General features: G+C 71.6%; 11 protein-coding genes. 6 read left to right on the plus strand and 5 right to left on the minus strand.

Annotated elements, in window-relative coordinates:
- Nucleotides 1-51 precede the first annotated feature (51 nt).
- Entirely contained in the window at nucleotides 52-996 is a 945-nt protein-coding gene (locus tag ABZ851_RS13955; RefSeq protein WP_361125970.1) for an alpha/beta fold hydrolase, read from the plus strand.
- Here ABZ851_RS13955 and ABZ851_RS13960 read toward each other — a convergent pair.
- From ABZ851_RS13960 to ABZ851_RS13970, 3 genes are all read right to left on the minus strand, one after another.
- On the minus strand, nucleotides 978-2,246 hold the full coding sequence (locus tag ABZ851_RS13960; protein WP_361125973.1) for a glycosyltransferase: 1,269 nt from the start codon (nucleotides 2,244-2,246) through the stop codon (nucleotides 978-980). The genes ABZ851_RS13955 and ABZ851_RS13960 overlap by 19 nt on opposite strands.
- Nucleotides 2,247-2,426: 180 nt before the next feature.
- Nucleotides 2,427-3,485, minus strand: a complete 1,059-nt coding sequence (locus ABZ851_RS13965) for a class I SAM-dependent methyltransferase (protein WP_361125976.1) — start codon at nucleotides 3,483-3,485, stop codon at nucleotides 2,427-2,429.
- A 125-nt stretch (nucleotides 3,486-3,610) separates the two neighbouring features.
- Nucleotides 3,611-4,801: an acyltransferase gene (locus tag ABZ851_RS13970; protein WP_361125979.1), complete on the minus strand. Its 1,191-nt coding sequence runs from the start codon at nucleotides 4,799-4,801 to the stop codon at nucleotides 3,611-3,613.
- Nucleotides 4,802-5,443: 642 nt separating this feature from the next.
- Between ABZ851_RS13970 and ABZ851_RS13975 the strand changes: the two genes are divergently transcribed.
- On the plus strand, nucleotides 5,444-6,520 hold the full coding sequence (locus tag ABZ851_RS13975; RefSeq protein WP_361125982.1) for a S1 family peptidase: 1,077 nt from the start codon (nucleotides 5,444-5,446) through the stop codon (nucleotides 6,518-6,520).
- Nucleotides 6,521-6,580: 60 nt separating this feature from the next.
- Here the strand turns inward: ABZ851_RS13975 and ABZ851_RS13980 are convergent, their stop codons facing one another.
- On the minus strand, nucleotides 6,581-7,609 hold the full coding sequence (locus ABZ851_RS13980; RefSeq protein ID WP_361125985.1) for an aminoglycoside phosphotransferase family protein: 1,029 nt from the start codon (nucleotides 7,607-7,609) through the stop codon (nucleotides 6,581-6,583).
- A 439-nt stretch (nucleotides 7,610-8,048) separates the two neighbouring features.
- Nucleotides 8,049-8,969 (minus strand): hypothetical protein, encoded by a 921-nt coding sequence (locus tag ABZ851_RS13985; RefSeq protein ID WP_361125988.1) that lies wholly within the window; start codon nucleotides 8,967-8,969, stop codon nucleotides 8,049-8,051.
- A 734-nt stretch (nucleotides 8,970-9,703) separates the two neighbouring features.
- Between ABZ851_RS13985 and ABZ851_RS13990 the strand changes: the two genes are divergently transcribed.
- The 4 genes from ABZ851_RS13990 to ABZ851_RS14005 all read left to right on the plus strand — a co-directional run bounded on the left by ABZ851_RS13990 (nucleotide 9,704) and on the right by ABZ851_RS14005 (nucleotide 13,833).
- Nucleotides 9,704-10,396, plus strand: coding sequence for a hypothetical protein (locus ABZ851_RS13990; RefSeq protein WP_361125991.1), 693 nt, complete (start codon nucleotides 9,704-9,706; stop codon nucleotides 10,394-10,396).
- A gap of 119 nt (nucleotides 10,397-10,515) precedes the next feature.
- Nucleotides 10,516-11,268, plus strand: coding sequence for an IPT/TIG domain-containing protein (locus tag ABZ851_RS13995; RefSeq protein ID WP_361125994.1), 753 nt, complete (start codon nucleotides 10,516-10,518; stop codon nucleotides 11,266-11,268).
- A 167-nt stretch (nucleotides 11,269-11,435) separates the two neighbouring features.
- Nucleotides 11,436-13,010, plus strand: coding sequence for an IPT/TIG domain-containing protein (locus tag ABZ851_RS14000; RefSeq protein WP_361125997.1), 1,575 nt, complete (start codon nucleotides 11,436-11,438; stop codon nucleotides 13,008-13,010).
- 256 nt (nucleotides 13,011-13,266) lie between these two features.
- Complete coding sequence (locus tag ABZ851_RS14005) at nucleotides 13,267-13,833, plus strand: GNAT family protein (protein ID WP_311623661.1); 567 nt, start codon at nucleotides 13,267-13,269, stop codon at nucleotides 13,831-13,833.
- Nucleotides 13,834-13,940 lie beyond the last annotated feature (107 nt).

Raw genomic sequence — 13,940 nt, forward strand, 5'->3', positions numbered from 1 at the left:
TTTGATGATACGGTGGTATCACCAAAAACCGCTGTCAGGAGGTGGCCTGCCGTGCCCGGCACCAAGACGCACGACCACAACCCCGCCGTCGGCCGCTATGTGAACGAGGCGGTGCGCGACCGGTACTTCGCCGCGTGCGACGCCGTCTACGCGCTGGGTCCGGCCCCCGACGGGGAGTGCGACGTGGAGACCCGCTTCGGGACCACCCACGTCTACCGGTACGGACCGACGGAGCCCGGGGCCGCCTCCCGCACTCCGGTGGTCCTGGTGCACGGGGCCGGCGGCAACTCGTCGCAGTGGTACCCGAACGTCGCCGCTCTCAGCGCGCAGCGCACGGTCTATGCGATCGACACCCCCGGCGACCCCGGCCGCAGCGTGCAGCGCGAACCGATACATCAGCCCGAACGTGCCGCACAGTGGCTCGACGAGGCGCTGGAAGCACTCGGACTCGACCGGGTTCACCTCATCGGGTCCTCCTACGGCGGATGGCTCACGTTGAACCAGGCGCTGCACCGGCCCGGCCGACTGGCCTCGGTCACCCTGCTGGACCCGGGCGGCCTGGAGAAGGTGGGCCTGCGGTTCTTCGCCTGGATCTTCGTCAGCCTCTTCGCGACCTGCGCCCCGAAGGCACTGCGTCCCCGTCTCGCCGCCTGGCTCGACCAGCCGGTCCTGGTGGTGCCGGAACTGCGCGCGATGGTGCGGCTCGGCGTGCGCGCCCACCGCATCCGCCGCCCCGCACCGCTCCCCCTCACCGAGGCCGAACTGCGCAGTATCCGCACCCCGCTCTACCTGCTGCTCGGGAAGCGCAGCCTGCTGGTGCACCCGCAACGGCAGCGGGAGCGTGTCCCGCGCCTGGTGCCCGGCGCCCGAGTCGAGATCGTCGCCGATACCGGCCATGGGCCGCAGATCGACCACGCGGAGTCGGTCAACGGCCGGATGGTGAGCTTCCTGGACTCGGTGGACTCACCGGGGCGGCCTCAGCGGCCCGGCTCCTGATCGCCCCTGCGGTCTCCTCCCGCCCCGCGCTCGACCGCCGCCAGCACCCGGCCGGCGCCGTCCTCCGTACGGAGCAACGCCGCCACCTGGCGGGCGCGATGACGGTACCGGGGGTCGCGCACGGCCTTCCCCACGGCTGCCGCGAGGTTCTCCGCGGTCAGTCGCTGGAAGGGAATCTTCCCGGGGCTGACACCGAGCGATGTCAGACGTGACGCCCAGAAGGGCTGGTCCAGCATCATGGGGACGGGCACGGCCGGCACGCCCGCGCGCAGGCCGGCCGCCGTGGTCCCGGCACCCGCGTGGTGGACGACGGCGGCCATCTGCGGAAACAGCTGGGCGTGCGGGGCCTCGCCCACCGTCAGGACGTCGTCCCCCTCGACCGACAGGCCCGCCCGGGTCGACTGGACGACACCGCGTACCCCGGCGAGCCGCAAGGCACGTGCCAGGAGGCGTCCCAGTCGCTCCGGGTCGCTGGGCGTCATGCTGCCGAAGCCCACGAAGACCGGTGGCGGACCGGCCTGGAGGAAATCCGCCAGCCTGGATTCCGGTGCCCAGCCGGGGACTTCCGACGGCCACCAGTACCCCGCTACCTCCATTCCCGGCCGCCAGTCGGCGGGCCGGGGAACCACCGCCGGGCTGAATCCGTGGTGGACGGGCCAGGTGGCCCGGCGCCGCTCCAGTGCCTCCCGTGTCACGCCCAGCCGGCGCTGCAGATGGCGCACCCCGGGAGCAAAGGCCCGGGCCAGCAATGACTGCGCGCACTGTCCCAGTGCCCGGTTGGCGAGTGGTCCCCACGACGGCACGTCGAAGATGACCGGCGGGAACTCCCGGGTGGGCTCCAGGGGTTGCAGGAACACCCCGGCGCAGGGCAGTTGCAGCCCTTCCGCCGCCACGAGTCCCAGGGGGGCCAGACTGCTGGAGAACAACAGGACCTCGGCACCCGAGGCACAGGCCTCGGTCACCGCGTCGGCCATCTCCGGCGCCAATTCCCGTGCCAGCCGCAGCTGTTCGGCCTTGGTGAGGCCGGCGCCCTTCCTCGGCCCGTGCCCCCGCGATTCCTCCGCGCCGGACGTGGCGTACCGGTCGAGCGGAAGGGGGTGGAAGCCCAGGCCGCTGCGGCGTACGAGCTCGGCCGAGCGCGTATGGGTGGCCATCACCACCCGGTGTCCGGCGCGATGCAGCCGGGCGCCCAGGCCGGTGTAAGGAGCGACGTCCCCGTGCGAACCCGCGGTAGCGATCAGGATGTGCATGGTCGGCAGTGTCCCGTTTCGTCGGCTGCGATGATTCCGACTGCGACCGGCTTCACTCCGGCGGTGTAACCGCCGCATTTCCGTGTGGAGCCGAACGCGTGGGAACCCCGCGCAGTGGTGTGGTGGACGAGAGCCGGGTGGCCGCCCCGCGGGCGTTTTCGCGGCACCCCGGCGCGGTGGTCAGTCGCGGCGTGCGATCACCCGGTAGGCGTTGGACAGCCGGGTGCGCCGGGTGAAGGGCGCCAGCAGCAGGTCGAGCCCGATGAGGACGAGCAGCACGGGTGCGACGGCCAGCAGGGAGAGCCCGCGGATCCAGCGGCTGGCCCGCCCCGGCCTGCGGGGCAGCCAGGGCAGATCCTCGCTCGGCAGGACGGATTTGAGCAGGTTCACCGCCGCGGACGTCAGATCGGTGGGGACATGGGGCTCGTGCCGGTCGGTGGCCACGACGGTGAATCCCTGCTCGGCCAGTGCACTGCACAGGTTGTCCAGGGGGACGAAGTGCAGATGCTGCGGCTGGAGCCACGGTCCCCACCACTGGCCGAGCAACCGGGCGGAGGCCGATTCCGGGTCGGGCACTTCCACCAGCAGGTGACCGCCGGGCCGGAGCGCGGTGTGGGCGGCGGCCAGTTCCTGCCGTGGTGCCAGGGTGTGTTCCAGATAGTGATGCATGCTCACCACGTCGTACCGGCAGGCGAGTTGACCGGCCAGCCCGACGAAGGAACCCCGGTAGGCCCGGGAGATGCGGCCCTTGCGTGCGGCGATCTCGACGCCCTCGCCCCAGTCGAGCCCGTGGAACCGGGTGCCCGGATGGATCTTCCGGGCCTCGGCGCAGAAGTGGCCGTGACCGGTACCCACGTCCAGCCACCGTGACGGGCGGCCGAACGGGAGCAGCGCCCGGGCGCGGGCCCGGTAGAGCCGCACCGCGAGGGGCGAGCGGGCCAGCCGGGCCATCGTCGCCTCGCCCAGGCCGTCGTAGCAGTCCCGGTAGTAGAAATCCAGGCCGTCCGCGCTCAGCCGGGGATTCTGGAACACGTGCCCGCAACTGCGGCACTGGTCGAGTACGAACGTCCCGGGCTTGTGCTGAGGATGGTCGGTGGTGCGCAGGCGCCCGTGCAGCCGGGAGGAGGTGCACCACGGGCAGGTGGTGCGCCGTGGTTCGAAGAACCGCTCCAGCCCGTGTGCCAGCTCGTCCTGGTAACGGGGCCGGTGGGCGGCGATCTGCTCGCTTCGCATACTCATGGGGGGCTTCTTTCCGAGGTGGTCCTGAGGGGGAGCGCTGCCACCGGTACGGAGGGCGGGCGGGGCACGCCGGGCCGCTCCGGGACCGGGCACGCACCGCACGGACGCCGGAACGCCCGGGTGCACTACGCAGTGGCGGCACGGGGGCGGGCACGGCGGGACACGGAGAAGCGGCGCACACACGGCCGCTCCACCCCCGCATACAGCAGCCACGAGGTCAGCAGCACGACGGGCAGGCCGGCCAGGACCACGGCGAGGTTGCTCCACCCATGACCCGTCAACGACAGGTACAGCAGCCCCAGCACCATGAAGTGGACGAGATACATGGCGTAGGAGATCTCACCGAGGAACACCAGAACAGGCGTGCGCAGCAGCGACTTTCTGCCGCGCAGGTCCAGCTCGGCGGTCGCGTGAACGAGCGTGGCGAGCGGGATCACCGTCGAGGCCGCGTACAGGAAGCTGTGCGGGAGATACGCGGCGTTCACCACGATCGTGCTGATGACGCCCAGGGCGGCCGGGACAACACCAATGCGCGGAATCCGCATTCCCGTAATGGAAATACGGGCCAGCATCATGCCGAGGACGAATTCGGGCAGCCGTGTGATCGGCAGCATGTACAAGGACCAGTATCCGGGAAATGACGGTCCGCCCGGGTGGAGGACGAACTCGTAGAGCACCGGGCAGGTCCAGACGACCGCGACGGCCCCTCCCGCACCGATCAGCAGTCCCCGGCGTGACAGCCGTTCGACACAGGGCAACAGCAGGGGGAAGAGAAGGTAGAAGAACCCTTCGGCGGCCAGTGACCAGGAAACCGGGTTACCCGCGGAGACGAAGCGCTGGCTGGGAACCCAGGTGTGCACCAGGAAGAGGCTGGACAGGTTCGCCGGCCATCCGGAACCGTGCGTTGCCGTCCCTCCGGCGCAGACGAGCGCGGCCATGATCACACACCAGGTCAGTACGTGATTGGGCAGGATCTTGGCGGCCCGGCGCCGCCAGAAGGCGCGTGCGGTGTCGGTCGGGCGGGCGGAATGCGTCAGCACATAGCCGCTCAGAATGAAGAAAAGCGAAACCGAACTCGCCCCGACCCATACCTCGGGCCCCAGGGTCCGGGCGAGGTGAGGGTTGATCATCAGCGAACCGTGCGTGAACACGACGCCGCCCGCAGCGGCGAACCGCAGACCGGTCAGAGACGGCAACTGCCGGGGCCGGCCCGCTCGTGTACCGCCCTGCGCCGACGGCTCCGGTGTGCCGATGCGGCCGACGACGCGGCCGACCGTCCCGGTGGAGGGGGACGACGGTCCGGGGAGATCGTGCACGAGTGGCCTCCTGCGGGAACGACCGGGCCCATGACCACCACGCGGACGCACAGGGGCGCGCGGAGGGGGTCGCCGGGGGATCGACGGAAAGGACTGATCCGGCCCGTGCGGAGGAATGGGCGGCCCGTCGCGCGGATACCTCGATTGACCCATCCGCTCCACGCCCGTGCCTAGGGAGGTGACCCGATTTCACTCATACGGCCCAGGGGCATACCCCTGGTACGCCGTAAGTCCCGCTCGCGGCGATGCCCGTATCCGGCGGTGGCCCACGTGCCGTCCCTTGGCTGCGCCCCGGCCGTACAGGTGATTCCTGCGGACCCGTGGCCGGGCGGGTGGAGCACGAAGCGCCCGCGGGAAAGAATGACGGCATTCCGCCGTGCCATGCACACCGGCTGCCTGGGCGCCGGTCATCCTCAAGGCAGGGCCATATGACGAGGCAACGCATTCCGGTGCGCAGGGTGCTCGGTAACAGCGGTACCGCGACAGAGGAGCGAACTGATGCGTCGCCGCCCGGGTGCGGGAAAGGTTTGCGCGAAGGGCCGGGCGGCGCGGACACGGCTGGGTCGAGGGGGAGGGAAACGCCTGCCTCCGGCGGGCCCGGATATCCACCGCAGTCCCCACTCCCACACCAGAGGTCTTGAGTTGAAGCACACCAGCGCACCTGAGTCCCGTACCGTCCTCGGCAGTGCGGGGGCCGTGGTCCTGATCGCCGCCGCACTCACCCTGCAGTGCGCCCAGGCCGCCCCTGCCACGACCCCTGAGCCCCCGTCAGCGACCGCTGCCGCTCAGCGTGCCAGGACCATCAGCTCCGCCCTCGGAACCAGCGCGGCGGGCTTCTACTACGACGCGCCGCGCAACAAGCTCATCGTGAATGTGACCACCACGGCCGCCGTGGCCAAGGTCCGTGGCGCCGGCGCCGAAGCCAAGATCGTCAAGCACTCCCTCACCTCGCTGAATGCGGCTCGTGCGACCCTCAAGCAGAAGGCCACCATCCCCGGGACGTCATGGGCGATGGATCCCAGGACCAACCAGGTGGTCGTCGTCGCCGACCGTACGGTCAAGGGCGACCGCCTGGTGCGGCTCAAAAAGGTCACCGCTTCGCTCGGCGACCGGGTCGTCCTCAGACAGTCGGCGGGCACGCTCCGCCCGCTGATCGCCGGCGGCAACGCCGTCTGGGGCAACGGCGCGCGCTGCTCGCTCGGCTTCAACGTCATCCGGGACGGCCGGCCGTACTTCCTGACCGCCGGCCACTGCGCCAATGCGGTGCGCAACTGGTCCGCCTCGCAAGGAGGTCCGGAGACCGCGGTGACGGAGAGCGGCTCCTTCCCCGGTGACGACTTCGGGATCGCGAAGTACACCGACGCCGGTATCGCCCACCCCAGCGGGGTGGACCTCTACAACGGCACCCTGCAGCCGATCGGCAAGGTGGGCGACGCCATTGTGGGCGAGCGGGTGCGGCGCAGCGGCAGCAGCACGCACGTCCGGACCGGGGACGTCACCGCCGTCGAGGTGACGGCCAACTACCAGGAAGGGCCGGTCGACGATCTGGTCCAGGCCGGCATCTGTGCGGAGTCCGGCGACAGCGGCGGCGCGCTCTTCGACGGGGACACCGCGCTGGGTCTGACCTCGGGCGGCCGGGGCAACTGCCTGCTGGGCGGCGAGTCCTTCTACCAGCCCGTACGCGAGGCCCTGGAGAAGACGGGATCTCACCTCGGCTGATCTGCCGGCCGGGCCTGAGCGGACGGGCCGGTCCGGGTGGGCCGGTCCGGGTGGGCCGCTCTACGGGCGCAGCGCCGGCAGCGGCTTGAGCGTCGGCCACCGCTCCAGCATGCGCCGGCGCAGGTCCGAGCAGAGCCGGTGCAGACCGCGCAGGTCGGCCCGCTCGGCCGTCATCCCCGCGACGACGCCGAGGCGGTGGGCCAGTCGCTGCCGGGCTGTGGCGGTGCCCCATTTCCAGTCGCGGTGCGGGATGCGGGCCAGGTGGTCGACCGCGCCGCGGTGGGCCCGCTGCACCAGGGCGTCGCCGCGCAGCAGCCAGCCGGCACAGGCGTCGGTCAGATCTCCGTGGGGCGCGGTGCCGGTCGCGGTGGTCCATGCGGTGCGGTAGGCACGCTCGGCGCGGTCCAGGAGCGGCGCGGCTGCCGCGGTGGAGCACCAGCAGGTGGGAAAGCCGATGTGCAGGTAGGCGAGTTCCACGATTCCGTTGCCGAAGGTGGCCTGTTCGAAGTCGATGAACCGGACGCCCTGTGCGGTGTGCAGGTCATTTCCGGGGCACGGGTCGCCGTGGAGCAGGGCGTGCCCCGGTGCCCGGCCGAGCCGGTCCACGAGTGCGTCGAGTTCGGCGGGCGCGCCGGACGGCACGGACACATGAAGTGCCTCGGCGAGGTGGAGGAAGGCGCTGATGTCGTCCTGCGCCGGGCCGGACCAGGCCGGCAGGAGTCCGGTGTCCTCGGGGGTGCCGGTGGCGTGCAGCCGGGCGAGTGCGGTGGTGTAGTCGACGATCCATGCACGGGACGGCCGGCGGGGCTCGAGGTGTTCCAGAACCAGCACGCGTTCCTCGTCGTCGGTGCCCAGCAGGTCCGGTACGAGGGCCGGTTCGGCCCGGGAGGCGAGCCGCAGGGCCGTCATCTCGCGTGCATACCGCTGAGCGGCGTCGGGGGCGCCGACGATCTGTTTGACGACTGCCGGTATCCCGTTCAGCTCGACCCGCCAGACGCGCGAGCGCGGGCTGCTGTCCAGCCTGCGGTGCCGCACGGGTGTCCCCAGCTCGGCCCGTAATCCGTCTCCGAAGGGAAGTTGCGATGTCATGCCCGCATCCTGTCACCCGCGCGAACGAGCGGGGTCCAGGGTGAATTCGTGGCGGTGGGGGATGCGGTCCGCGGTTGCTTTCGGTTGCTGGGGAGGCGTCCGGTTCCCACGGTCCCCCGGTGCGGGTGGACCCGTTCGCCGGGGGAGCCGGAGACAAGGGGGGTCGCCTCGCCGCCCCCAGACGCGGCGATGCGGGATGAGCTCGTGCCGTGGTGCACGGTAAAGCAGCGGGCCGGACCGCGCCCCCGTCGGTACCACCGTCCCGACGGGGGACTCGGACGGTCTGGGGAGGAATGGCTACCAACCCGCCTCGCCGGCGGAGGAGACCGTCGCCCGCGCCCCCTCTGGAGGGGCCCTGAGCGGGACCTCGTCCGAGGTGCCCGCTGCGGGCATCAGGCCGTCCCCGCCGCCGAGAGCTCCGCGCAGCGCGTGGCTCGTCTCAGCCGATGGTGGCGCCGGTGCTGGTGGCACCGGTGGTGCCGCCCACGCCGCCGCCGATGGTGGCGCCGGTGGTCGTGGCGCCGGTGGTGCCGCCCACGCCGCCGCCGATGGTGGCGCCGGTGGTCGTGGCACCGGTGGTGCCGCCCACGCCGCCGCCGATGGTGGCGCCGGTGGTCGTGGCACCGGTGGTGCCGCCCACGCCGCCGCCGATGGTCGCGCCGGTGGTCGTGGCACCGGTCGTGCCGCCCACGCCGCCGCCGATGGTCGCGCCGGTGGTCGTGGCACCGGTCGTGCCGCCCACGCCGCCGCCGATGGTCGCGCCGGTCGTCGTGGCACCGGTCGTGCCGCCGCCGAGCCTGCAGCCCACCGGGAGCAGGACGACCCTGCCCTGGACGATACGGACCTTGCAGAGCACGCCTCCGCCGCCGCCGATGGTGGCGCCGGTGGTGGTGGCTCCTGTGGTGCCGCCCACAACGCCGCCGATGGTGGCGCCGGTGGTGGTGGCTCCTGTGGTGCCGCCCACAACGCCGCCGATGGTGGCGCCCGTGGTGGTGGCGCCGGTCGTGCCACCCAGGCCGCCGCCGATGGTGGCGCCGGTGGTGGTGGCGCCGGTCGTGCCGCCCACGCCGCCGCCGATGGTCGCGCCGGTGGTCGTGGCGCCGGTCGTGCCGCCCACGCCGCCGCCGATGGTGGCGCCGGTGGTGGTGGCTCCTGTGGTGCCGCCCACGGCTCCGCCGATGGTGGCGCCGGTGGTGGTGGCTCCTGTGGTTTGTTCGGTGCTGGTCGGGGTCCAGGCCTTCGCTGTCTGCGGCGCTTCACTGCTCATCGCGGTGATAGCGCCCACCGTTCCGGTGAGTGTCAGGGCCAGGAAAGACGCACCGATCACGTGGGGAATGCGCTTCCGGATGTTCGTCGCCATGATGCCTCCTCTTGAGTGGACGGGCCGTCGATAGCCAGCCTGGGAGGTCGGCCATGACCGCGGTGTTGAACCGGCGTGGCCCTCGCGTGACGCGCTCGGTACCGGGCGGGAATCCGCTGCTTCGTACCGGCCCGGCGGCCCGTCCCTGGTGGGCCGGCCGGCCAAGCGAACCGGTACGTGCCGGGCCAGGACCGAACCGCGCACGGAGGGTGTCGAGGTGATTGCCATACGTGATGCGGGGCTGCTGGGGGAGAAGACGTGAGCCGACCCGGGCGAGCCGGACCCGAGCGAGGCAGATCAGGCCGGGCCGAGCCGGACCGGGCCGAACCGGACCCGGATGAGCGACTGCCCCGGCCGCGTCGTCGCGCCATCGTTCCGCTGTCCGGAGCCCCGCTGACAAGGGGCCGCGGGGTCACACGTGAGGTGCCGCCTCCGGCGTTGTGCGGCACAGTCGATACGCGCTCTGCCATCCGGGTGACGGAGCGTCAAGAGCGTTGCAGGCGTGCTCACTCGGGTGGATTACTGGAGGCCATCCAATCCGGTGGGCCGCCTACCCTCTCGGGCGAGTGGCAGCTGGCCTACCTCGACTGCACACCCATGTGAGGGCAGGCGGCGGTGCAGCACCGGCACCGTGACGGATGCCCTCCCCCGCAGAGGCGTGAAGACACCGGGCGGGTGCCGTTCGTCGGCACCGGCTGGTGCGGCGGCTCACATCACCTCTTTCTGGGGACGTCATGCGAACTGTCCGTACATTGCGCTCCATCCTCGGTGTCTGCGCCCTGACCGTGGCGCTGACCGCCGGGCTGGTCGCGGTCCCGAACGAGGCACACGCCCAGACGCCGGTGCTGTGCAGTGAAACCTCGCTGGTCAACGCGATCACGGCGGCCAACGCGGCCGACGGGGGCACTCTGGCGCTGGTCCCGTTCTGCACCTACCAACTCACCAGCGCGCACGCCACCGGACCCACCGGTCCGGTGGGGCTGCCGCCCATCACCACGTCGATCACCCTGCTGGGAGTGGGCGCCAGCATCGTCCGTGACCCGAGCGCACCGGCCTTCCGGGTCCTCCAGGTCCAGGGAGCCGCCAACGTGCCCGGCACCAAAGGCCAGTTGAGCCTCGTGGGCGTCACCGTGCACGGAGGCAGTGCCGTGTCCCCTTGGCCGGGGGGCGGTATCTCGAACCTGGGGGGCACGGTCTCCCTGCTCACCAGTGCCGTCATCGGCAACACCGCCGTCGCCGGGGGTGGAATCTACAACGACAACGGTGCCGTGTTGCTGACCGCCAGCTCCGTCACCGGCAACACCGCCACCTCCACCGGCGGCGGCATCTATGTCAACTCCGGGGGCGTGACCCTGCTGGGCACCAGCGTCAGCGGCAACACCCCGGACAACTGTGCTCCGTCAGGCAGCGTCATCGGCTGCACCTGACGGCCGGCCGGCGTACCGGCCACCCACACCGAGCGGCCCACCCGACACCGGCGGCACAGGCACCCGCCCGGTTTCGGCTGCTCACTCCCACTCACACACTCCACCGAAGGAGCATCGTCATGCCCATTTCTCCCAATCAGGGTTCGACCGGAGGCGGGACGATCGTCACCATCACCGGCACCAACCTCGGCGGCGCCACCGCCGTGCACTTCGGCTCCAAGACAGCCACCATCACCGCCAACACCCCGACCTCGGTCACCGTCATCAGCCCGTCGGGCAGCGGTACGGTTCCCGTGACCGTGACCACCCCCGGCGGAACCAGCAACCCGCTGTCGTTCTTCTACGTAGGCGCACCGTTCAAGTCCAGCATCTCCCCGGTATCCGGCGTCACCGCGGGCGGTAACACCGTCACCATCAACGGCACCGGCCTGACCACCGCCACCACGGTGAGCTTCGGTGGCGTCACGGCGACCCCGACCGTGGTCAACGACGGCCAGCTGACCGTCGCCGTACCGGCGGGCACGGGCCCCGGGCCGGTGAGCGTCAGCGTCACCACCGCGGGCGGTACCAACAACGGCCTGTCCTACACCTACGTCGACGCCCCGACCATCGCCACCCTGAACCCCAACTCCGGCCCGGCCAGCGGCGGAACCGTGGTGACCATCACCGGCACCAACCTCAGCAGCACCCAGTCGGTCGTCTTCGGCGCCACGCCCGCACCGTTCACCGTCCTCAGCGACACCACTGTTTCCGTCGTCACCCCGCCCACGCCCGACGGAGCCCCCGGCCCCGCCGACGTCACCGTGACCACCACGGGTGGCAGCGCCACCCTCGCCGGCGGCTTCACCTACCTGGCCGGCCCCGGTATCTGACCGGCACCCCCAGCCGCTGACGGCCTGGCCCCCGGCCAGGCTCCCGCACCACCCCGTCCGGACAGGGTGCGCCCTGCCCTGCCCGGCTCCCCCCCCAGCTCACCTGACGAGCCTCGGCCCGGCGCTTCTCCCGAGCGGCCGGCCGGGGCTCACGCTCTCGAAGGACCATGGCCGTGAATCGCTCAGCAGAACCGCCAACCGCTTCCGCCGCGCAGACGCCGGCCGCAGCCACACCCGCAGTCCTCTTCGTCTCTCCCGCCTCGGGTGCCTCCGCGGGCGGCACCACCGTGACCATCACCGGCACCGGCTTCACCGGTGCCACCGCCGTGCGCTTCGGTGCCACACCGTCGCCGTCGTTCACCGTCCTCTCCGACACCCAGATCACCGCCACCACCCCGCTCGGCACCGGCACGGTGCAGGTCACCGTCACCACCCCCAGCGGTACCAGCAACCAGTTCGTCACCTTCTCCTACGTCGCCACCCCCGCGCCGGTTTTGACGTCGGTGGTTCCTGGTTCGGGTCCGTCGTCGGGTGGGACGACGGTGACGTTGACGGGTTCGGGTTTTACGGGTGTGTCGGCGGTGCGGTTCGGTGGGGTGTCGGCGTCGTTCGTGGTGAATTCCGCTACGCAGATCACGGCGACGGCGCCTGCGGGGTCGGGGACGGTGCAGGTCACCGTGGTGGGGCCGGGGGGTACGAGCAACGGTCTGCCGTTCACCTACACCACGGTCTCCGTACCGGTCCTGACGTCCGTGACCCCGTCCTCGGGCCCCGCTGCCGGGGGCACCACGGTCACTCTTACCGGCACGGGCCTGGCCACCACCAGCTCCGTACGGTTCGGTACCACGGCGGCAACCTCCTTCACCGTCGTCTCCGACACTCACGTGACCGCCGTCGCCCCTGCCGGGACCGGCACGGTGCAGGTCACCGTCACCACCCCCGGCGGCACCAGCAACGGCGTCTCCTACACCTACTCCGTGGCGCCCGCCCTGAGCGGCGTCAGCCCCAACCAGGGGCCCACGTCCGGCGGGAACACCGTCACCCTCACCGGCGTCAACCTCACTGGAACGACCGCGGTCACCTTCGGCACCACCCCCGCGACCTCCTTCACGGTCCTGTCCCCGACCCAGCTCTCCGCCGTGGTCCCCGCGTCGACCGCGGGCCCGGTCGATATCACCGTGACCACCCCGGGCGGCAGCAGCACCCTCCAGCGTGCCTACTTCTACGTCAGCACCCCGGTCCTCACCGGTGTCGCCCCGCCCTCGGGACCGCTCTCGGGCGGGAACACCGTCACGCTCACCGGTGTCCACCTCGTCGAAGCCACCGCGGTGCGCTTCGGGACGACCGCGGCAACGGGCTTCACGGTGGTCTCGGACACCCAGATCACCGCCGTGGTTCCGGCCGGCGCCGCCGGTCCGGTCGCCGTCACCGTGACCACCGCCGGGGGAACGAGCAACGGGGTCTCCTACACCTACCTGGCGGCACCGGTCGTCACGACCGTGGTCCCGAACCAGGGGCCCACCGCCGGGGGCGTCACCCTCACCCTCACCGGCACCGGCTTCGCCCAGGCCACCCAGGTGCTCCTCGGTACCGACCCCGCGGGGTTCACCATCGTCTCCGACCACCACATCGTGGTTGACGCCCTGCCCGGAGCCGTCGGTCCGGTCGCCGTCACCGTCACCAGCCCCGGAGGCACCAGCGCACCGCAGACCTATACGCGGGTCGCCTCACCCGGGATCTGAGGCGCCAGGGCGGCTCCTGGCGGTGGCGGGCCGGCTCGGGCGTCGCGGGGCGCGGGAGCCGGCCATCCCGCGCGCAGTCCCGGGGGCGCCCTACGGACCGCCACGCGCCAAGGCGACACGGATGCAGCGGAAGGCGGAGCACGCCGCTGTGGGACGATTCCCGACGCAGCGCACGGGCGACGACGGCACACAGCGATTCGCCCGGAAACGCGAGCACAAAACAGCCTGACGCGGAAGTGAGACGGGGAAGAAGCAGATGTTCGCGATATCGCTGGGTGACGACGGCGCGGAACTGCGGCCACTGGAGCCGTGGCATGCCGGGGAGTACCTCGCCCATATGGACCGGGGCCGCGAGTACATCGGCCGCTCCATCGGACTGCCGGACCGCGCCACCGATCTCGCGTCCGCCACGGCGCTCCTGCAGCTCTACGCCGACAAGGCCGCTGCCGACAGTGGCCGGCTCTACGGAATCTGGCTGGACCGTGTGCTCGTCGGCGGCGTCCTCTTCAGGACGTTCGACACCGAGTCCGGCAACTGCGAGGTCGGCTGCTGGCTGGAGGAGGCGGCCGTCGGGCGCGGGCTGATCACGCGCGCGATCCGGGTGCTCATCGACTGGGCGGTCGGGGAGCGCGGGATGCACCGTGTGGAGTGGATCGCCTCCTCTTCCAACACCGCGAGTATCAATGTCGCCAAGCGGCTCGGCATGGTGCGGGAGGGGGTGCTCCGGGAGAGCAACCCGTACCGGGGCGTCCGTCACGACATGGAGATCTGGTCGGTCCTGGCCCGGGACTGGCGCACACAGCGGGCGGCCGGCGGCCGGTGACCTCGGCCGGCCGGAGTACCGGTCGGCGTACCGGGACCGGAGGCCGCCGACCGGCAATGCCGTAGGGGGTGCCGACCGGAGAAACGGCCGGCACGCCCTATGGACAG

It is taken from the genome of Streptomyces sp. NPDC047049, from assembly GCF_040643995.1.
Lineage (GTDB): Bacteria > Actinomycetota > Actinomycetes > Streptomycetales > Streptomycetaceae > Streptomyces > Streptomyces mooreae.

What these genes read in the sequence shown, in the direction of transcription:
- ABZ851_RS14005 (WP_311623661.1), top strand. Translation starts at nt 13,267, where the DNA reads ATGTTCGCGATATCGCTGGGTGACGACGGCGCGGAACTGCGGCCACTG.
- ABZ851_RS13995 (WP_361125994.1), top strand. Translation starts at nt 10,516, where the DNA reads ATGCCCATTTCTCCCAATCAGGGTTCGACCGGAGGCGGGACGATCGTC.
- ABZ851_RS14000 (WP_361125997.1), top strand. Translation starts at nt 11,436, where the DNA reads ATGGCCGTGAATCGCTCAGCAGAACCGCCAACCGCTTCCGCCGCGCAG.
- ABZ851_RS13980 (WP_361125985.1), bottom strand. Translation starts at nt 7,609, where the DNA reads ATGACATCGCAACTTCCCTTCGGAGACGGATTACGGGCCGAGCTGGGG.
- ABZ851_RS13985 (WP_361125988.1), bottom strand. Translation starts at nt 8,969, where the DNA reads ATGGCGACGAACATCCGGAAGCGCATTCCCCACGTGATCGGTGCGTCT.
- ABZ851_RS13990 (WP_361125991.1), top strand. Translation starts at nt 9,704, where the DNA reads ATGCGAACTGTCCGTACATTGCGCTCCATCCTCGGTGTCTGCGCCCTG.
- ABZ851_RS13965 (WP_361125976.1), bottom strand. Translation starts at nt 3,485, where the DNA reads ATGAGTATGCGAAGCGAGCAGATCGCCGCCCACCGGCCCCGTTACCAG.
- ABZ851_RS13960 (WP_361125973.1), bottom strand. Translation starts at nt 2,246, where the DNA reads ATGCACATCCTGATCGCTACCGCGGGTTCGCACGGGGACGTCGCTCCT.